The sequence below is a fragment of the Nonomuraea sp. NPDC004186 genome (genome assembly GCF_053603495.1).
This window is the reverse complement of the sequence record NZ_JBSGFQ010000165.1, coordinates 1-19,844: the sequence shown is the minus strand read 5'-3', so window position 1 is coordinate 19,844 and position 19,844 is coordinate 1. Positions and strand designations below refer to the sequence as shown.

The window sequence follows — 19,844 nt, the reverse complement described above, 5'->3', positions numbered from 1 at the left end:
TCCGGCCACCCCGACCACGCACCCCAAGCCGCATTCAACCTAGGCGTCCTGCTCCAAGAACAGGGCAACGCAGACGGCGCACGCACCGCCTACCAGCACGCCATCGACTCCGGCCACCCCGACCACGCACCCCAAGCCGCATTCAACCTAGGCGTCCTGCTCCAAGAACAGGGCAACGCAGACGGCGCACGCACCGCCTACCACCACGCCATCGACTCCGGCCACCCCGACCACGGTCCCATGGCAGCGTACGCCCTGGGCCTCCTGCTCGAAGAGCAGGGCGACACAGACGGCGCACGCACCACCTACCAACACGCCATCGACTCCGGCCACCCCGACCATGCGCCCAAAGCAGCGATCCGCCTAGGACTGCTGCTCTCGCAACTAGCCGACGCAAACGGCGCACGCGCCGCCTACCAGCACGCCATCGACTCCGGCCACCCCGACCACGGTCCCATGGGGGCTTACGCCCTGGGCCTCCTGCTCATGAAATGGAACGACACAGCCGGCGCACAGGCCGCCTTCCAGCACGTCATCGACTCCAGCCAGCCCGAACATGCGCCCAAAGCAGCAGTCCATCTGGGCGTCCTGCTCATGGAACAGGGCGACACAGACGGCGCACGCGCCGCCTATCAGCGCGCCATCGACTCCAGTCATCCCGGAGAAAGCCCCCTTGCGGCGGTCCACCTAGGTCTCCTGCTCTCGCTACTAAACGACACAGACGGCGCACGCACCGCCTTCCAACACGCCATCGACTCCGGCCACCCCGACCACACACCCAAAGCAGCAGTTCACCTGGGCCTCCTGCTGGACGAGCAAGGCGACCCAGCTGGCGCACAGGCCGCCTTCCAACTCGCCATCGACTCCGGCCACCCCGACCACACACCCGCAGCAGCATTCAGCCTGGGCGTCCTGCTCATGGAACAGGGCGACCCCGCTGGCGCACAGGCCGCCTTTCAGCACGCCATCGACTCCGACCGACCCGAAGAAAGCCCCATAGCGGCGTTCAGCCTGGGCGTCCTGCTCACGGAACAGGGCGACACAGACGGCGCACGCGCCGCCTTCCAGCACGCCATCGACTCTAACCACCCGGAGCAAGCGCCCAAAGCAGCATTTCACCTGGGCCTTTTGCTCGCACATCTGGACGACATGGACGCCGCACACGCCGCTTTTCGGCATGTCATCGAATCTGGTCACCCGGATCACGCCCCCACAGCAGCATTGGGCTTGGGCCTTCTACTCCAAGAACAGGGCGACACAGATGGCGCACGCGCCGCCTTCCAGCGCGCCATCGACTCCGGCCACCCGGATTACGCCCCCGCGGCCGCGTACCACCTGAACCTCCTGTTCCAAGAGCAGGAGAACATGGAGGATGCCCAGGAGACTTGCCCTCAAGTAGTGGCGACCGTTGACCCGAACTCGAGGGAGGCTTTGGAAGGGGACATTGCATCGGGCCCTGCTTAGATATGCGGCGCTACTGCTCCGACCTAGGGCGACCCGCGCCCGCTGCTGACGCCGTTCCTTCGCGTACATGGCGGCACGGGCCTCGTCGTGCTGGCCCTCGGCGACGTTGGAGGCAGCGAGCTGCATCTACGGCTGCGGGTGATAGTTCTCACCGGACCAAGGCCAGAGCCCAGCGCACGCTCACGGGCGGAACACCGTGGCACCAGCACCGTGTAGGTCAGCCCGCTGACGCGCAGCGTTCGGGGCGAGTGCCCTGGGTCATCGCGCAGCAAACCCACGCGGAAGCGTTCGAGAACATCAACGCCGGACGGGTTAACCCGATGCTATTCCTACCCAGGAAAGGCCGCGAGGCTGACAAGGCGCCCTGGGGCTCCTCCCTCGGCCTGCTCGGGCACGTCATCCTGTTCGGGATCGATCTACGCGGCGGATATCAAGCCCTGCTGGGCGGCCTGCTCGTTCTCGCGGCCGCAGTGTGCTACGCAGCCGGAGCCTTGATGATCCGACGCCACCTGGCCGACGCCGAACCCCTCGGTGTGGCCGCAGCAGCGATGCTGGTGACCACCGTGCATTTCCTACTCCCTGGCGCCTGTTCTCACTCCTCGTAAGCGCGCCAAGTTCGTCAGCTCTGGGCGCTCTGCTGGTGCTCGGCGTGGTGTGCACCGGCGGCACTCTCGTCCTGTTCTACACCTTGATCAATCGCTCAAGACCCGCCCACGCAGCACTCGCCTTCTACCTGTCTCCGGCCTTCGCCGTGGTTCTTGACGTTGTCCTCCTGCAGGAACAGCTAACCCCTCTCCACCGTGTCCGGCCTAGCAACAGTTGGCAGCGGCGCCGTACTGGCTGCGAGAAGCCAGAAGCCCTCGGTTCTGTAAACTTCACGTCTCGGCTCTTACTCGCGATCAACGTTTGAGGCGACACTCCGTCGAGGACTGCGGGCCGCCAACAAAGTACGAGTATGTCAGCCATGTGATCGTCCGATTGTTACAGTAGCCATCCTGCCCCCCGAGTACCCCCAAGCTCTCAGAGAGGAGCCCCCAGTGACGGGACGCGTCTTGAAGTGGATAGGCATAACCCTCGTTATAACCACCGCTGTCGGCATGGCTATCTACTTCTACCAAATCGAACTGGACGAAGCCGACAAAACGGCCAGCGTGGTTGGGGTGTTCGTTGGTATGGCTGGATTGGCTTTAGCGATCTATGGAACTGTCACGGAGCGCAATAAGCGAATCAATACCGCAGAACCGACCGAGTCGACGCCCGCCAGCGAACCCGAAAAAACCCAATTCGGCAGTATAAATAACAACATAATGGGAGGTTCGTTTTTCGGCCCCGTCACTCAAGGCCGCGATATAGAAGTCTCGAACCATAGAGGCATCTCCTCACAACAAGCACCACTGCCATCATCGAACCCGCCACAGACGGACGAAACCTATGAGGACGAAAAGTCATAACCCACCATGGGCACATCGCTCATCTCCTCCAAATTAATCACATGAACGCTAAACAGCCACAAGACGCAGCAGGACAGGTAATACCCAACCCTAGCAAAGTAGACATACCATCGAAGCGGAGAAGACGGAGCGCGCAATGAAAGCCGACAACGGCACAACTGGTCCTAGCGATGAAAACAGCATAAATAACCAGATACATGGCGGAATATATTTCGACGCCGTAATCCAAGGAAGAGACATATCCGTCCACCTCCCCCCTCGGACGACCCCAGCATTGGACGGCCTTCCTCGCCATTCCGACACATTTGTAGGGAGGGCACTTGAACTCGACACTCTGCTGGGGTCAATTGCTCCAGATCACGGCACAGGCGTTTCGCTCGTTACAGGAATGCCTGGGATAGGAAAGACTGAGCTCGTTTTGCAAGCAGCGCAGCGCGCGATAAAAGATAAGGGCTGGTTTTGTGGGGGAGTCCTGTTCATAGACCTATTCGGCTACGACAACCGCAGGCGTATATCCCCAGAACGCGCTCTGGCGGCATTCCTTGAAGCACTTGGCATATCTGGAGAGCATATACCTGCGGACAGCCAAGACCGAGCACGGTTGTATCGATCCGCTCTTGCCGCCTTCTCTGACCAGGGCAGGGATGTCCTAATCATCGCCGATAACGCTTCTAGCATTGAACAAGTCCTACCTCTGTTGCCCTCGAGCGGCCGCGCAATAGTAACATCAAGACATACGCTCGCGTTGGGCGCACGCATCCACGAGTTGTCGATCCTGGATGCTCCCGACGCCAAAGGGCTCATACATAGAGTACTCCAACAATCACACGGAAGTCAGGATTCTCGGGTTGAAAAGGAGCCGGAAGCCGCGCAACAGATAGCGGAACTGTGTGGGTACCTCCCGCTCGCTCTGCAAATATCGGCAGCTCTTCTTGCCGATTCCACTCTACGGCCATTGGCATCTCTCGCTAAGGCTCTTGAAGCCACACATACTCGGCTCAGCGGGCTCTCCCACGAAGAGCGGGCTGTACGGGCCGCGTTCGATTTGTCCTACGAGCAGCTTACTTCTCAACATGCTCGACTCTTTCGCCTCCTAACGATTAATAGCGGGCCAGATATATCCACTAGAGCTACCGTCCATCTGTCGGAGAATCCCAAGGCAGAGATTCTTCTACAAGATCTAGCACGAGCTCATCTTATCGAGGTCGGCCACTCTTGGGGACGATGGCGAATGCATGATCTGATTCGAATCTATGCCGATGAGCGTGGAAACGCTATGAGTAACGAAGATCAGCGTTATCAAGCACAAGAAAGGCTACTCTTCTTCTATCTCGCCACTGCACAGCAAGCGATAGCAGAGCTAGGCCATGAAAGCTTTACTGCACCAGATCATCGTTCAGATGAAGTAAAGTGGCTGCAAGAAGAATACAGCAATCTAGTTGCAGCCGCCCTCATTCCGCACGAACTTAGCGCAGCAATGGCTCTTACGCTGGGCCAGTTCTTTCACCTTTACCGGCATTTTGACGACTGGATCAGGGTTGCAGTGTCCGGTCTCGATTTCATGCGCCAACACAAGACTGGCCTAAGTGAAGGATGGGCCCTGAACAATCTAGCTTTGGCATATCATCATAATCGAGATTTCAGCCGTGCGATCGCTGTAAGCCAGGAAGCGGTCGAATTCTTTCGCAGTCGGAATGACCAACGTGGTGAAGCTGCTTCTCTGAACACCTACGGCATGGCTTGCCGTGAATCTGGGCTCATAGCCGATGCCGTTGAGGCCAGCCGACAGACCTATGAACTCTTCCATGAGCTCGATGATCATCAGCATCTTTCCGGGGCTCTTGGGAACTACGCTGCTGCGCTCGAATCAGACATGCATGGGCTACAAGAGGCACTCGCCATGCATCAAGAGGCAGTGAGCATGGCGCAAGAGAGCGGGGATCCCCGTAATCTTGCGGCTCTCAAAAATCTCTATGGCACCGCTCTTCTCAAGGCCGCCCGTTTCCAAGAGGCGGAGATACAGCATCGACATGCACTGGATTTGTATCGTAGTATAGGCGACAAACACGGGGAGGCCGCCGCATGGGGCAGTCTGGGAAATGCGCTTCATGCCCTGGGTCGCCTAGATGAAGCAATCAATGCTTATCGCGAAGATGTAGCCATATCTAGCGAAGGCTCCGATGTCCATGCTCTCGGCCAGGCCTGGTTTAACCTGGCGAGGGCCCTAGATCGCGCGGACAAGTTGTCAGAAGCAGCTGCCGCGTATCAGGACGCTATTCGATGCTTTACATCGACAGAAGATGATGAGAGCAGGATAGCGGTGCTTGAGTCGCTAGGATTTATGCTTCTCTGCGCGGATCGCGCCAGTGAGGCAATCGACTACTATTACAAGGCTGCAGAGCTCTGTCGAATAGGCGGCAATACCGACAGCCTCCTATCGATTCTCCACATACTCTGCCTCGCACTTGCCGATGAGAATCGCTTCCATGAGGCCACAGAAGTAGATAACGAGGTGCGTAGAATCAGGAGTTTGTAATCGGTTAATGCTCTCGACAAGGATGGTCTTTAGACAGCCGTGGTGATCGGCTCCGGCAGGGAGAGCCTGTTCACCTGTTTCCAGACGTCGTTGGAGGCGGAAGGTACGCACTTCCCTCCCAGCGGGGTACCTACCGCATAGGGTTCGACGATGGAGCAAGATCGAGCCCTTGATGAGGCGGTGAGGTGCTCCAGCCAAATCGCCTTCAAACCGTCTTACGAAGTGAGAGACATCGATGACACGACAAGGGTGGCGCAGCGATAGGCAGTTGACAGCGATTGGCCGCACGAGCATGTCGGCGCCGGCTCGACAAGCTGTGATCGATTTGCAGTTGGTCCCAGGAACGTCTGTTCTCGACTACGGCTGTGGTCGGGGCGGAGACATACGCGCTCTGCAAGGTCTAGATCTCGATGTCTCCGGGTGGGACCCGGTCTACTTCCCGGACGGGCGCTTGGAGCCAGCGGACATCGTGCTACTCACCTACGTCCTGAACGTGATTGAGGACCGCGCCGAGCGACAACGCACCCTGAAGCGCGCATGGGAGCTGGCTAAGACAGCGCTAGTGGTATCTGCGCGCCTTCGTTGGGAGCGCAACCAGATCAAGGGTGAGGAGCACGGCGACGGGATCCTCACCAGCCGCAACACGTTTCAGTATCTGTTCGCGGCGGGCGAGCTCCGCGACTACGTCCAGGACACCGCCAACGTGCGATGCCTGTCGGCCGCACCGGGCATCGTGTATGCGTTCAAAAGCGACGATGCTCGCCTACGCTACATGGCCCGACGGGTGACACCCAGCTCGGAGTGGCTCTCCTCTGAGGATGCGGCCTCGGCCATCGCTGCTGTCGTTGACTATCTGGAGCGGCGTGGGCGTATTCCTCGCCTGGAAGAAATGCCCCTTGCGATGGCAGGGCTTCTTGGCAGTCTGCGCCCAAGCGAGCTGCACCGCCTGGTGAATCAAACGGCTGATCCGACAAAAGTCGAGGCCGGAGCGAAGCGGACGACACTGGATACGTTGCTCTTCCTGGCCGTCGAGCTGTTCCACGGTCGCGGCCCCTCTAGCAGCTTGCCGGTAACGGTACAGCTCGATGTACGCGCCTTCTTTTCCTCCTACGCAGAAGCCTGTCAGCGCGCCGACCGGCTGTTGCTCAAGCTGCGTGACGACGGATACGTAAGGCGGGCTATGACCGGCTCGGTGGCTGGAAAATTTACCCCAACTGCGTTGTACGTCCATCGACGTGCAATCCATCGTATGCCAGTCATACTCCGTCTATACGAGCACTGCGCCAGCATCGCGGCCGGCCGCCCCGCCGACTGGACCGTTGCCAAGCTCCGGCATCAAGGCCGGGGAGTCAGTTGGCTGGACTATCCCGACTTCGACACCGATCCACATCCTCGTTTGCTGTCGTCCTATACCGTAGACCTAAGAACGCTGAAGTCTTCTTACCTGTCGTATGCCAATTCAACCAACCGGCCGCTGCTTCACCGCAAGCACGAATTCCTCACAGCTGATGACCCCGACGCGCCTAAGTACAGACGGCTGACTGATGCCGAGGTCAAAGCGGGCCTTTATGAGCAGCCACACTTGATCGGCACCGAAGACGGTTGGTACGAGGCACTGAATCGATGCGGTCGAGTGCTACGCGGTCATCGACTGCTACGTCTTGGATAGGGGGCGGGGCTCCGAATCGATAACCACGTGAGCCGTTCAGACCCTATTGAGTTTGCGATTCGTGCGATGGTCTGCTGTTATCGGACACCACCCAGAATAGTCAGTCGTTCGGTGTCTGATGTCCGAACAGTTGATGGCAACAGCCTGCCCCGCGGAGAGCATCCGCGAGGCGGGCTTGAGCAATTTGGCACAGGCGCCTGCCCCTATCACAGGTGGCAGACGGAGCAACCGGCCTCGTCATCATCGGAGTCGAGGGCATCACTAAGCACTTCCAAGAGGGGCCGGTTGGGCTTGATGCGCTTGGCGGCGCGCTCCAAAGCCGTCTGGTGCTTTGCCTCGATTTCGTCCTTGCGCGCTATCAGCTCCGGAAGGGACTCGCCCTGCGACCAGGTGTAGTTGCGACCCTTCATGGCTGTGTGGCGGTATCGGACCTTCTCCTCGTATTCGACAGCCCTTTCGAAGAGGTCGGGGTGACGCTCCTTGAGGCCGACCCACTCGTGCTTGCGCTGGAAGAAGCAGAAGTAACAGCCTGAGCGAGTGCGCCACTCGTAATAGTCAGGAAGACCGATGCCGGCCTCGTCGAGGATGCGCATCACGCCGTCCTTATCGATGCCATCCTCTCGGAAGGGGAAGACGGCTTCGATGTTCGGCTTGGTGCTGACGTAGCCAAGGCGGTTTTCGTCGGCGCGAATGGCGACGTAGGAGATGACTTCGTCGTCACCAACCCAGTCTTCCAGAGGCTTGATCTTCAGATTCTTGGTGCACCAGCGCATTTGAGGGCTGGGCAAGGTGCCTTGGTAGACCTCCATCCAGTGGTCGAAGTCACGGTCGGCGTTCAGCCGCACGATCGACTTGCCCAAGGCGGCCTCAAGCCGGTTGAGGTACTCGTAGGTCTCAGGCAGCTCGGCACCAGTGTCGCAGAAGAAGTACTCCATCTCCGGGACTCGGTCGCGCATGTAGACGGCGAGCGCGGAGGAATCCTTGCCGCCGGAGATACCGAGCACGTGCCGGACCTTCTTGGTGTCAACTCCTTCGGTCATCCCTCTGCCTTCCTTTCACTCGCCGCTGTGGCGGCATCGGTCACGCGCTGGGCGAGGGCAGCGAGCAAAATGCGTGCTCCATCTGGGCCGAGCACTTTCTCAGCCTGCTTCAGGACGTTGATGGCGAGGTTGTCGGCCTCGCCACGGGCCTGCTCGGGCACGTAGATAAGAGTGCGCTGCTCTACGCCGGCGCTGTCGGTCAAGGTCAACAGCTGTGCGTCGAGCTTCTCTTCCCGGCCATGGATCTCACGTCCGGCATGGTGCAGGTGCCCGACGCGGTCGAGGGCTGCAGCCATCGCCCGTGCTTTCTGCGGGAATACCCTGGCTTCGTGGTCGTCCCAGTCTCCGAGGGCGGAGTTGGTCAGACGCACGACGATGGGCTCAAGCCAATCATCGTCTTCGAGGCTGCCACTAAGAGCAAAGTCGACAAATCCCCGCAGTTCCGGTGCCAGCACGGCGTCTGCGAAGCCTTGCAGACGAGCCGCGAGCTGGATACGCAGCTGGGACAGTTCGGCTGGCAGGCGGAACTCCTTGGCCAGTACTCGGACGACCTCCGTGCGCAGCCGATCGTCGATCGCGACGAGTTCGTCCGCAGCCGCAGTGAGGCGTTCAACGTAAGTGTTCGCCGTCTCCGTGTTGGCGCGCGTGTTTGCCGGGACCTCAGGGAGACCGAGAGCCTTGGGCAGTGCATGGAAGATCAATTCGTCGGGGTCAACCGCTCTCGCAATGGTCGAGCGCACGGCATGAGCATCGGCGGAAACGTTCTTGGTAGTGCGGGCGTACTTGTTGAGGTCGGCCACCCGCATGATCAGGGCACTGGCGACCGCGAGCAGGTCGGGGTTACGCAGAGCCTTGGAGCGTGGTGCTTCCACACCGAGGGAGACCAACAGCTTCTTAATAATGCTGCCGCGCTGGCCGTCTCCGGCTGGCGTGTACTTCACCGCGAAGCGTCCCGGGCCCTTGATGAGGCGTTCGACCACGTCGATGGTCAGCCGGGGCAGGTAGGTGCCATCCTCGAACAGGGCGACGTCGTGTCGGCGGATGACAAGGGCTGGCACGAGGAACACCGGAACGACTCCGGCCTTGAGGCCGAAGGGCGGGCTCATCAGGGTCCGAATGATCTCCTCGGTGCTTAGACGCTCGGTGGCGCTGGTAAGCACCTCGTTCAACGCGTTCCAGGCGGGCTGGGCATGCTCGTGGCCTTCACCAGGCGGGGAGAAGCCGTACGGGAGCAAACTTTCCTGCTGGCTCTCGGCCCGGGCCACGCCGTTCTCGCGGTGTAGACCAAGGTAAGCCAGCACGCCGCTGTACAGGGCGCGCTCGGGCCTGTAATAGCCGTCCGTGAAGCCGAGGTTTTTCTGCCCTGAGGCGGAGAACATAGCCGATAGCAGTACGCCACGGGCCTGGGCGGCCTGGCTAGTCAAGACGTGGCGGCCGAGCATCTCGTTGCGAATATGGGGTGTGTGCGGATACACCGACTCGCAGGCTAGAGAGACCAGTCCGCTGAGACTTCGGGCCGTCAGGTTGGAGGCAGCTGGTTCTTCGCCGGGAGCGATGCCGCTATGCCACAGGCCCCACGACGCCTCTGAGGACGGCGGGTAGAAGGCGTTCTGCATCAGTTCCCGCAGTTCCGCTTCAGCCTGCACAATACGCTCGGTGACTTCCCGCCGGGCCACGTGGTCGAGGCCCTGGTCATTGATTAGTTCCTTCAGGGCGACCAGGTAGGTTGCCGTCGTGAGCACCACGTCGGGGTCTGGCGTAGTGCCGACAAGCACTGGCAGGGGCGAGTCGACATTCGGCCGGCTGGCGTCCGTGCCGAGATGGAAGACGACGAGACCGTCGGCCGGCTCCTTCAATTTGTCTGGGGCAGCAACTGTCTTGGTCTCCGGACCGCTGACCGCGGTGAAGAACACGCGCATCATGCCAGTGACCTGGCTATGGCGACCAGCCACGAATGCTGGCGGGACGAGACTGCCGAGACGATCGATGACCGAGGCGTCATCGAAGTGGCTAATAATTTCCTTGAGCCGACCGTCAATGTCGACATCGGTTCCTTGCCAGACTCGGTACTCGCCACTGAACTCACGATGGACCACGAAGCCTCGGCGGACAAGGTCGGCGAGCCGCTCTTCGAGCGCCGTGAAGGCGTCGGGGTCAGCGACCTCAGTGGGGTCGTGAAGAGCAAAGTGGATCATCGGCGCAGTCGCGCTGAGGACCCCATCAGAGTCGATCAGGTTCAGGACACCGATGACCTTCAGAACATCCTGATCAGCGTCCGGGAGGCCGTTGGCGTCCCGAATACGCGAGTCGACCTCGATCCACCGGCTCGCGTTGGCGGAAACCAGCAGGGTGGTGCGCCCAGAGTTGAGGAAGTAGTCATACAGCTGCGGCAGTCGTACTGTACTGGCACGGTCGGCCTTCTCGCTGCTGTGCCGGGCCAGTGAGTAGCGGACGGTATTGGGCTCGCCGCTGTTGAGGAAGCCTGAGATGCTGCGGTCGTGCTGGCCAATTTGGGCAGCAAGGATCGGTGCGGCGAGGGCCGTGATCGGGTGCAACGGATAGAGGTCTGCGAAGTGTTCGGGTCCGAGTTCAGCCAGGACTCCGAGACCATGGTCCGTCCAAATCTCCGCAGACGCTTGGGCCGATGCGGCAATCAGTGCCTGTCCTGCGGGGCTTACCGCCGAGTGATCGAGGTAGCGGCGCAGCAGGTGCAGGGAGTCGCCGTAATGAGGGACAAAGGTGATGTCCTCGAAGCGCCCTTGAATCTTGGCCCATTCGCGGGTTTTGAGTTCGCTGGACCGTGAGGCGTAGTCCATGAACGACAAGTGCTGCAGGGTCATCAGGTAGACAGGCAACCCATTAGGGCCAGCCGCCCTCTCGGCAAGTTCCTGCAGGAGGAACAGGTCGTGCTGGGTATCGGCAAACTCGTTGTGGCCAGCAAGGTGTTCCAGCGTCTTGCCGAACTCGTCGATGACGAGGAGCAGGGGCTGCTGCCCATCCGCCGTCAGTGCGGCAATGGCGTCAAGGATGTCCTTGGCACTGACAGTCTCCGGATCAGCGCATGCCGCAAGGGCCGTGGCGATGGCCTTCGAGATGCGCTTGCCCCAACGTCGCTCCGCCGCGGTGTGCAGCGCGCGGGCGAGCGTGGCGACCAGAGACTCGCGGCGTGCGGTGGCTACGCCGCCGAGGAACCCGTCGGGGGCGATAGCGTCGCGTGCTGCGACCAGGCGCTGGGCAAGGGCGGGGCTAGCCTCGTCGAGGATGCGCTCGGCTTCGCTGCGCCGCTTGGCGTCCCGCCCAAGCAATGCGTCAATAAAGTTGGAAAGGGTGGACTTGCCGGATCCGTATGGGCCAGTGAACGACCAGGCGCGGGTCCGACGTGGGTCGGCAAGCGCGCTGGCGAGGCGTTCCAGGACGTCGACCGCCCGGGCGCCGACGTAAGGGTCGTGCAGGGCGTCAGTAACGTCCCGCTCGAGGTTCGTCGAGCGCATCTGGGATCCGACGAGCTCGATCCTGGCGGGGAACTCTGGGGCGAAGGCGGCGGAGCTGTGGGGCCGCGTGGGGGTTGCGGTGGTCACGCGGTCTCCTCAAAGAGCGGCTCGGCGATGTCGAAGGTGTTGGTGGTGAGTTCCTTTTGCTCGGCCTCGGCAAGCTTGGGAAACTTGGCAGCCCATTCTTCGCGGGTGGGGAAACCGGGGCGGTGGGTGACGAAGTTGTACTGCTCGTCGAGAACCTTCCAAGCCAGAGCGAAGGGATCGCCCGTGAACGCGAGACTGCGCTGCCCCACGGCCTCGGTTAGGTTGAGTTGCGGGTGGTCCGCAGCGACCTTCTGCAACGCCATGACGATCTCGTTCTCCCTAACGCGGAAGGCGCGCCCCGGGGAACCTGGCTCGTTGGCCAGGCGGGCAACAGAGATCGAGTTGGCCTGACGGGAAAACTTGGCGGCGTAGTCGAGGCAGGCATAGGCCAGGACCCGGGCGGGCAGCGTGGTGCGGTGCCCGCTAGTAAACTGCCACTCCGGCTTGCCACGCGTGCCGACGAAGGTAAGCAGGTCAAGGTCGCGGAAGGGGCAAGCGAGCAGGTCCTCGTAACTGCCCGGGGAGCCAGCCTTCTCCGGAACGCTGCGCGCGTACATCTTGGTCAAGCAGTCGACATCACGAACGATGGAGGCTTCGACCGGGCCCTCCTTGTAGGAGAAGTTCACATGCCGGGTGACGACCTGCGTCATGTCCGCCACTGTGAACCGGGAGAACGGCGCCAGGTGGAAAGCTGTATACCAGGTCGGCGCCCAGCATTTGGCCCCTGGACGGGAAGAGACTAGCCACCAGTGCAGCAGCCACAGGCTGCCATTCTCTTCCAGATATGGGTCGGCGCCGTCATCGTCGAGCAGCCAACGGGCCTCCCACGTGGGGTAGGAGTGCTTGGAGCGCGCCCCGCTCGTCGGGTGGTGCTCACGGGTCAGTTTGAAGGCCCGGGACCAGTAGCGCATGGCGTTGACCATGTTCTTGCCCACACCGAACAGCACCGGGGCGTCATCCGCTAGGAACGCGCTCGGGTCGTTTTTGACCTGCGTATACGCCTTGTGCAGCCAGCCGAAGCGGGGCGCGAAGGTCTCATGTCGCGCGAAGGAAAAGTGGGCGGCTTCCCCAAGCCGGCTGTCTGACATCCAGAACCTCTCCGTGTCCTATGCGATTGCTCTAACGAGGTGTTAAACCGGGTAACAGTCAGCGAGGACTATCAGCTTCGACCAGCGCGGCACGAACTTGAGTCACAGCCCGTACGACAGCTCGCGCCGCATGCTCAATCTCGACGTCCTTGGTGGCGTAACCCAGCGAGAAGCGGATCGTGCTGTCTGCATCCTCCCGGGCCAGTCCCATCGCCAGGAGCACGTGACTCGGCGTCGGGGCACCGGAAGCACACGCGCTGCCCTCCGAAGCAGCGACGTCCGGCATAGCCGCCAGCAAGGCATCTGCCGGCACCCCCGGGAACGTGATGCTCGTCACACCGGGGAGTCGCTGATCCCGCCGACCATTGATGCGACATTCAGGCAGAGCGCAGGTCAGCAAATGTTCGAGGCGGTCGCGTAGTGCGGCAACACGCTCGGCTTCCTCTACAAGGTTGCGTCGCGCAGCGTCGGCACCAGCGCCCAGGCCGATAATCCCCGCAACGTTCAAGGTACCCGCGCGCCAGCCACGCTCTTGCCCGCCACCCACGAGAAGCGGCCGGTGTGGTAGAGGCGTCCCGCGCCTCACATACAACGCTCCCACACCCTGCGGGCCACCGAACTTGTGGGCCGACAGCGACAGTAGGTCGACGTCGAGTTCAACAACGTCTACCGGCAAGCGGCCGATGAGTTGAGTCGCGTCCGTATGGACGAGGGCGCCGGCCTCACGGGTCAATTTGGCCACGACTCGAAGGTCAGTCAGGACGCCGGTCTCGTTGTTTGCTCCCATCAGGGAGACAACCCCCCCGCTTCGCGTCTTGAAGACCTGCTCCAAAGCGTTGAGATCCACCAGGCCGTCGGAGCCGACCGGCAGCAGCACAAGATCCTCTGGTCGCTCGGCGGTTACCATCCGGGCCGTCTCCAAAACCGCAGGGTGCTCAACCGGGCTCGTTACCAGCGCTTTTCCAGGCATGTAGGCAGAGCGCAGGGCCAGGTTGTTCGCCTCGGTAGCCCCGGACGTGAAGATGATTTCGCCCGGCGAGCAGTTAAGCAGATCGGCTAGCTGTCGACGAGCAACATCCACCCGATGCGCGGCCTGTCGCCCCGGTTGGTGCATGCTTGAGGCATTTCCGACCGACCGCATGGCTTCAACAACGGCCGCGGCGGCCTCAGGTCGGATCGGCGCGGTGGCATTGTAGTCAAGGTAGGACATCTCCGACCCATTGGGCCTGTTCATCATGCGCCACCCCGTCTCACTCGTGTCGCAGATCAATGTACTCCTGGAGGAAAGCTAGCCGCGCATCCAGATTTCCACCAGTAGCAAGTTGATCCTAGCCATGCGAGCAAGATCCGCCACCCGAATCACGTCAGTTGCATGGTGTCACAGGTCGCTTACTGGAACGCACGTTCTACATCTCAAGGTTGTGCGCGCAGCCCCGTACAGCAAGATCTGCCTAAGGGGCCGGGGTTGCTCGTTAGAGAGCGACAAATCCCGCCCTCGGCTGGGGTTTTCCCCTAATGATGCTCCTGTTGTCGGTGCCCCTGATTAGGGTGGTGCGCACACTGCGATGTTGCAGTGCCTACGGGTTGGGGCAGCTCTTGGCATGCTCAAGCTGGGGGTGGATGTGCATGACCACTACGCAGACCGCATGCGGTCGGGTTGTTGTCACTCACGCGCTGGGCAGGTGAGTCTGTGACAACTTGGTCACCCGGGATGTCCTTTAAGGCGCTCCTCGCTGGTGCGCCCCTGTCATACATCCGGGCACATCTCGGCGAGCAGCTGTGTGCCCTGCTCGATCTGATCGAGGGTGGCACAGCGCCAGACGATCGGCTGCGGGCCGTCGCTCCGATCGCTCTCGACGCCGAGCGCTTAGTCGCCGACAGGGCCGAACGCTCCGCTCTCATAGAAATGGTTCCGAGCCCTAAGCAGGCCGAGCTGGCGCAGCGGCTTGGCTCCTTAGGCGATGGGCAGGCGCCGCTGGACTATCTGCAGAGCCTGAAGTGGACGGCTGATGAGCGGCGCGAACTACTTGAGTTCTTCGGCTTCACGATTGACCGGGTGCCCTCCCTCGCGCCGACGTTCAAGCAGGAGATGGCCCCCGAGTATGCCTTGTTTCCACATCAGCGTCATGCAGGGGCCCGAGTCAAGGAGCTGCTATACGACGGCTCGCGGCGAACAGTGCTCCATCTACCCACTGGCGTTGGCAAGACCCGAACGGCCATGAGCCTGATCTGCGATCATCTACGGCAGCATGAACCGACCGTGGTGGTGTGGCTTGCGCACGGACAGGAGCTGCTGGAGCAGGCCGCCTCAGAATTTGAGCGCGCCTGGGCCAAGGTGGGTGACCGTCCTCTCCCCGTTCTTCGTGTATGGGGCAACACCCCTGCCGAGCTTACTGAGATGGCCGACGGGCTGGTCGTTCTCGGCCTAGAGAAGGCTGTCTCGACTAGTAAGTCGGATCCACAGTTCCTGACCACCCTTGCGGCACGCAGCACCCTGACCGTCTTCGACGAGGCTCATCAGATCATCGCGCCAACTTTCCAGAGGGTGGTTGATGAACTGACGATCCGCCACGACGCCAGCCTCCTGGGGCTGACGGCCACGCCAGGACGGACGTGGGCGGATATCTCCAAGGATGAGGAACTTTCCGATTACTTCTCACGGCAAAAGGTCATGTTGGAAATCGAGGGCTACACCAATCCGGTGACGGCCTTGATTGAGCAGGGATACCTGGCCAAGCCGCTGATGAGGACAGTGGCCTCTGAGCCGGGTATGCACCTGTCGAGTCAGGATCAACAGCTCCTGGCACGGTCATTCGACATCCCAGCCGTGATGCTGGCCGAGCTCGCGCGGGACGAACAGTGGAACCTTAAGATCGTTCAGACGATCATGGAGCTGCTCCAGCAACACCGCCGGATTCTTGTGTTCGCCGCCTCCGTGGAGCACTGCCGGCTGATCGCGGCTGTCCTGTCCGCGGGCGGCATCGATGCTGAGTTCGTGACCGGCGAGTCCTCCCCCCGACACCGCAGCCAGGTGATCTCCCGGTTCAAGGGGGCCGGTTGGCGCCCCATGGTTCTTTGTAACTTCGGGGTCCTGACAACCGGTTTCGACGCCCCGGCCGCTAGTGCTGCAGTGATCGCCCGCCCAACCAAGTCCTTGGTGCTCTACAGCCAGATGGTTGGGCGCGTCATCCGGGGTCCAAAGGCTGGCGGTACCGCTACCTGCGAGATCGTCACCGTCGCGAACCCAGAGCTTCCCGGGTTCGGCGACGTGGCAGAGGCATTCATCAACTGGGAAGACGTATGGGAGACAGCGTGACGAGTGACGGCAGCAACTACCGGATCGTCAGTCCCTCGTTGACCGTCAAGGCCATGCGGGACAGCGGCTACAAGAACACCGCCTACGCTCTCGCCGAACTGATCGACAACAGCATCGACGCCGAGGCCACCCTCGTGGAAGTCTTTGCCTGCGAAAACCCCGTGAAAGTCGGCGCTCGCACCAATCACCGCGTGGAAACCATCGCCGTCCTCGACAACGGCCACGGCATGGAGCCGCCGCAGCTACGGCGCGCCCTGAAGTATGGTGACGGACAGGGCGCCAATCCCACCCGCATCGGCCGTTTCGGCATGGGCCTGCCCAACTCCAGCATGTCCCAGTGCACTCGGCTCGACGTCTGGTCCTGGACCAACGGAGCGGGCAACGCAATGCATACCTACCTCGATCTCAAAGAGATCGAAATGGGGCTCATCGACGATGTCCCCGAACCCACACACGACCCGTTGCCCGACTACTGGCGGGACCTAAGCGAGGGGCTCAGTGACACTGGCACGCTCGTCGTCTGGACCAATCTGGACAAGGTCAAGTGGTGGGGAGCCGCCGTCACCCTGAAAAACACTGCCGAGCTGATTGGCCGCGTGTACCGGCACTACCTCCACGACGGACGCGTCGACATCCGAATGGCGCCCGTTCGCGAGGGCAAGGTCGTCGAAGGCGAGTACCACGCCGTACCTAACGACCCCCTTTACCTGATGACGCCCACCTCCACCCCAGCGCCGTTCTCGGACAAGCCGATGTTCATGCCTTTCTCCATGGGCAGTGAATCCGAGCCCGGCGTGACGCGCTTCCCCGTGGTCCATGAGGGCAAGAAGCACCACATCACCGTCCGGGCCACCATCGCTCGTCCCGAAGCGCGCCGTGCCAATGTCGAAGGCCACCCGTGGCCTGACGGCATCAGCCGCACGGCCGATCCTGGAACTCTTTCGTGGGGCAAGCACGCCAGGCGCAACGTCGGCATCTCGCTCGTACGCCAGGGCAGGGAACTCGACCTCGACGCAACCTGGGCCATCGGGTACAACCCAACGGAACGGTGGTGGGGCATCGAGGTGGAGTTCCCGCCGGAACTCGACACCATCTTCGGTGTGACGAACAACAAGCAGAGCGCCACTGTCTTTTCCTCCCTGGCTCATTTCGACTGGAGGGCCCACGCCGAGGCTGGTGAGTCCTTCAAGGAGTTCAAGGAGCGTCTTGCCGAGTTCAGCGATTCACGTCTACCCCTCATCGATCTTGTGCTCTATCTGGAGGAAAAGCTCCTGCCGGCCATTCGGCGGCAGCTGAAGCAGCAGACAGTTGGGACACGCGAAAGCAAGAAGCGGCACGACGATGACGTCGTTTCCAGGGCTACCGACGCCGTCAAGCGCCGAAGCGAGGAGGGCTACACCGGCAAGACGGACGAGCTAGAGGAAGGGGCGACCGCCGAGACCAAGCGGCAAGAACAGGTAGAGGCCCTCACCCGGCGGCATCACCTTGATGAGGACACTGCACAGTCCATGGTCGATGAGGCCCTAGAGAAGGACCTTCGCGCGCGGTGGATCTCGAGCTTCCAGGACACCTCCGCCTTCTTCAGCATCGACCTCATGGCCGGTATGCTGCAGGTGATCTTCAACGAAAAGCACCCCCTACACGCTCAGCTGATGACCGTCCTTGAAGACGTCCCGGAAGACGCGGACGTGAACGACCTGCGCGACCGGCTCAACAGTGTCGCGGAGACCTTCAAGTTGCTGCTCTTCTCCTGGGCGCGTATGGAAGACGAAACCTACCCCGACCGCGACCGCGAACGCATCGCGGACGCCCGTCGCGAGTGGGGACGGTACGCCCGCGACTTCATGGACGGAAAGGCCAGCGACGCGTGACCCAACCCGCCCACATCTGGCGGCAGATCGAAGACATGATGACGGGCGCCCATGAACGCGTAGCCCTTGTGGCGCCATTCATCAAGCGAGAGGTTCTGGCAGCTGTACTCTCCGCCGTCCCTTCCTCTGTCGAGAGCGTCGAGTGCATCACGCGGTGGGTCCCCGAGGAGGTGGCGGCAGGGGTATCGGACCCCGAGATCATTGAGCTCGCAGAGGACGACAAGCGGCTGCGCATCGCTCTGTGTCCGAGCCTGCACGCCAAGCTCTACCTCACAGGCGAGCGCTGTCTGATCGGATCGGCCAACCTGACAGCGAAGGCCACCGGGTGGGCCACGAATCCAAATATTGAGATCCTTGTCGAGGTGCCGGCGGTGCATCCGGAAGTCGGTCGGGTACTCACCAAGATCCATGAATGCGCGGTCGAGGCGACGCCCCACATGGCCGCCCTGGTAAGAAGACAAGCGGAGCTGCTGAAGGGACGCCGCCCTACTGCCTCCGACCAGCTACGAGAGGAGGCACAGCACGGCTGGTACCCAGTTACACGACGTCCGGAGGCCGTTTACCTTTACTACTGCGGGAGGGCTCAATTCGGGCGATCCGTGGAAGCGGCCATCCTACGGGACCTCGCGTTTCTAGGCGTGCCGGCAGGCTTAACCGAAGCCCAGTTTTCAGGCTGGGTCGAAAGTCGCCTGCGAGAGATTCCGGCTCTCCAAACACTGGTGGAGGGTAATCGCCTAACCAACGTAGAGCTGCAGCATGCGCTGCAGGAACAGACAGGCTTGACCCAGGAGCAAGCCAGGAGAACCACGGAGACCATCGCAGCGTGGCTTCGGCACTTCGGCCGCTTCTACACCGATGTCGGAACGTGGGAAATCAGGCATGGACGGGAGCTAGCGTAACCTCCCGCGCGAAGGAACGCCGGCATCGGTACTGAGTTCGGCCGCTGCTCGAAACCTGATCGAAGTCAACCCGCTGTCGGCTACCCAGCTTGCCCACTGCTCCGCCTAGGATCTGTACGGATGGCCAGGTGCGGTGCACCGTCCGCCCTAGCGGTCTTATGGCAGGAGCTCAGGTATTGGGAAGGTTCTCATGGCTCAAATGCGGGTCCCATACCTGCTCGGGCACACTGAGATCGCCTTCCTCTTCCGAGTCGAGCGCCAGACGTCACAGAAGTGGCGCACAGAAGGCACACTTCCCGAGCCCGACTTGATCGCTTCCGGCAACCCGTACTGGCTTCTAGAGACGGTGTTACGCATCAGCGGTACCGGAGACCGCCGGGTCGACGAGAAGCAGCTCAAGGCCTATAAGGACACCGTCCCCCACGGCTATGTCCCACAGGAGGGGGAACAACAGCCTGTCATCCTCGGCATACAGGAGGTAGGCCGTGTCCTCGGTCGAGATGCCCAGTCAGTCTCTCGGTGGCGTAACCGGCAACGTATCGCCGAGGCAGACCTCGTCCTCTCCGGTTCTCCGATCTGGCGCTTGGAAACGATCCTTGCGGACGCACAGCACCGGCAGCGACCCGTCGTCACCGCCGAGATCGCCATGCTTCGTGCGGGGCAGCGCCCCCTACAGAAGCCTCGCGGCCGCAGGTCCCGCAAACCCACCGTCGTGAGCCCGCCACAAGAGTTGCTGCCCGCAGAACAAACATTTACTATCGCCGACCAGGACGCCGCCGTTAAATTCCTGGCATCCGTACTGGCCCAAGGCTACTCAGTCGTAATCAAGCCTCAGCCCTAAGAAGTCCTAACAGAATGATCAGCGGGTGAGGCGGCGCCAGCAAATGATGGTTGCGGCGAGGGTCATGAAAGCTTCGTGGATGTCGTCGCGG

At 61.5% G+C, this 19,844-nt stretch carries 14 protein-coding genes and 1 pseudogene; 11 read left to right on the top strand and 4 right to left on the bottom strand.

The window, feature by feature from the left end:
* The 7 genes and pseudogenes from ACWEPL_RS59500 to ACWEPL_RS59470 all read left to right on the top strand — a co-directional run.
* A partial coding sequence (locus ACWEPL_RS59500) for a tetratricopeptide repeat protein (RefSeq protein ID WP_452441934.1) occupies positions 1-1,464 on the top strand: 1,464 nt, incomplete at its 5' end.
* A 248-nt stretch (positions 1,465-1,712) separates the two neighbouring features.
* Complete coding sequence (locus ACWEPL_RS59495) at positions 1,713-2,069, top strand: hypothetical protein (RefSeq protein ID WP_452441938.1); 357 nt, start codon at positions 1,713-1,715, stop codon at positions 2,067-2,069.
* Positions 2,051-2,374 carry an EamA family transporter gene (locus ACWEPL_RS59490; RefSeq protein WP_452441937.1) on the top strand — a complete coding sequence of 108 codons (324 nt, stop codon included), beginning with the start codon at positions 2,051-2,053 and terminating at the stop codon, positions 2,372-2,374. Before ACWEPL_RS59495 ends, ACWEPL_RS59490 begins: the two co-directional genes overlap by 19 nt.
* A 187-nt stretch (positions 2,375-2,561) precedes the next feature.
* Positions 2,562-2,915, top strand: a complete 354-nt coding sequence (locus ACWEPL_RS59485; RefSeq protein WP_452441933.1) for a hypothetical protein — start codon at positions 2,562-2,564, stop codon at positions 2,913-2,915.
* Between the two features lie 136 nt (positions 2,916-3,051).
* Positions 3,052-3,963, top strand: a pseudogene (locus ACWEPL_RS59480) (NB-ARC domain-containing protein); the annotation flags it as partial.
* A gap of 228 nt (positions 3,964-4,191) precedes the next feature.
* Positions 4,192-5,451, top strand: coding sequence for a tetratricopeptide repeat protein (locus tag ACWEPL_RS59475; RefSeq protein ID WP_452441936.1), 1,260 nt, complete (start codon positions 4,192-4,194; stop codon positions 5,449-5,451).
* Between the two features lie 235 nt (positions 5,452-5,686).
* Positions 5,687-7,120 (top strand): DNA phosphorothioation-associated putative methyltransferase, encoded by a 1,434-nt coding sequence (locus tag ACWEPL_RS59470; RefSeq protein ID WP_452441932.1) that lies wholly within the window; start codon positions 5,687-5,689, stop codon positions 7,118-7,120.
* Positions 7,121-7,326: 206 nt separating this feature from the next.
* Here the strand turns inward: ACWEPL_RS59470 and ACWEPL_RS59465 are convergent, their stop codons facing one another.
* From ACWEPL_RS59465 to ACWEPL_RS59450, 4 genes are read right to left on the bottom strand one after another with little or no spacing between them, the layout of a single operon-like run.
* Positions 7,327-8,160, bottom strand: a complete 834-nt coding sequence (locus ACWEPL_RS59465; RefSeq protein WP_452441931.1) for a phosphoadenosine phosphosulfate reductase domain-containing protein — start codon at positions 8,158-8,160, stop codon at positions 7,327-7,329.
* Positions 8,157-11,738: an ATP-binding protein gene (locus ACWEPL_RS59460; RefSeq protein ID WP_452441930.1), complete on the bottom strand. Its 3,582-nt coding sequence runs from the start codon at positions 11,736-11,738 to the stop codon at positions 8,157-8,159. Before ACWEPL_RS59460 ends, ACWEPL_RS59465 begins: the two co-directional genes overlap by 4 nt.
* On the bottom strand, positions 11,735-12,826 hold the full coding sequence (locus tag ACWEPL_RS59455; protein WP_452441929.1) for a DUF4007 family protein: 1,092 nt from the start codon (positions 12,824-12,826) through the stop codon (positions 11,735-11,737). The genes ACWEPL_RS59460 and ACWEPL_RS59455 overlap by 4 nt, the downstream gene beginning before the upstream one ends.
* A gap of 58 nt (positions 12,827-12,884) precedes the next feature.
* Positions 12,885-14,036, bottom strand: a complete 1,152-nt coding sequence (locus tag ACWEPL_RS59450) for a cysteine desulfurase family protein (RefSeq protein ID WP_452441928.1) — start codon at positions 14,034-14,036, stop codon at positions 12,885-12,887.
* A gap of 501 nt (positions 14,037-14,537) precedes the next feature.
* Between ACWEPL_RS59450 and ACWEPL_RS59445 the strand changes: the two genes are divergently transcribed.
* The 4 genes from ACWEPL_RS59445 to ACWEPL_RS59430 all read left to right on the top strand — a co-directional run bounded on the left by ACWEPL_RS59445 (position 14,538) and on the right by ACWEPL_RS59430 (position 19,753).
* A complete protein-coding gene (locus ACWEPL_RS59445) occupies positions 14,538-16,142 on the top strand; it encodes a DEAD/DEAH box helicase (RefSeq protein ID WP_452441927.1) in 1,605 nt (534 codons plus the stop codon).
* Complete coding sequence (locus ACWEPL_RS59440; protein WP_452441926.1) at positions 16,139-18,013, top strand: ATP-binding protein; 1,875 nt, start codon at positions 16,139-16,141, stop codon at positions 18,011-18,013. Before ACWEPL_RS59445 ends, ACWEPL_RS59440 begins: the two co-directional genes overlap by 4 nt.
* Positions 18,010-18,912: a phospholipase D family protein gene (locus ACWEPL_RS59435; protein WP_452441925.1), complete on the top strand. Its 903-nt coding sequence runs from the start codon at positions 18,010-18,012 to the stop codon at positions 18,910-18,912. Before ACWEPL_RS59440 ends, ACWEPL_RS59435 begins: the two co-directional genes overlap by 4 nt.
* A 199-nt stretch (positions 18,913-19,111) precedes the next feature.
* Entirely contained in the window at positions 19,112-19,753 is a 642-nt protein-coding gene (locus ACWEPL_RS59430) for a hypothetical protein (RefSeq protein ID WP_452441924.1), read from the top strand.
* Positions 19,754-19,844: the final 91 nt, after the last annotated feature.

Excerpts from the sequence above, each read along its gene's own strand:
- ACWEPL_RS59450 (WP_452441928.1), bottom strand. The coding sequence starts at position 14,036 with ATGTCCTACCTTGACTACAATGCCACCGCGCCGATCCGACCTGAGGCC.
- ACWEPL_RS59455 (WP_452441929.1), bottom strand. The coding sequence starts at position 12,826 with ATGTCAGACAGCCGGCTTGGGGAAGCCGCCCACTTTTCCTTCGCGCGA.
- ACWEPL_RS59465 (WP_452441931.1), bottom strand. The coding sequence starts at position 8,160 with ATGACCGAAGGAGTTGACACCAAGAAGGTCCGGCACGTGCTCGGTATC.
- ACWEPL_RS59445 (WP_452441927.1), top strand. The coding sequence starts at position 14,538 with ATGTCCTTTAAGGCGCTCCTCGCTGGTGCGCCCCTGTCATACATCCGG.
- ACWEPL_RS59470 (WP_452441932.1), top strand. The coding sequence starts at position 5,687 with ATGACACGACAAGGGTGGCGCAGCGATAGGCAGTTGACAGCGATTGGC.
- ACWEPL_RS59475 (WP_452441936.1), top strand. The coding sequence starts at position 4,192 with ATGAGTAACGAAGATCAGCGTTATCAAGCACAAGAAAGGCTACTCTTC.
- ACWEPL_RS59485 (WP_452441933.1), top strand. The coding sequence starts at position 2,562 with ATGGCTATCTACTTCTACCAAATCGAACTGGACGAAGCCGACAAAACG.
- ACWEPL_RS59430 (WP_452441924.1), top strand. The coding sequence starts at position 19,112 with ATGCGGGTCCCATACCTGCTCGGGCACACTGAGATCGCCTTCCTCTTC.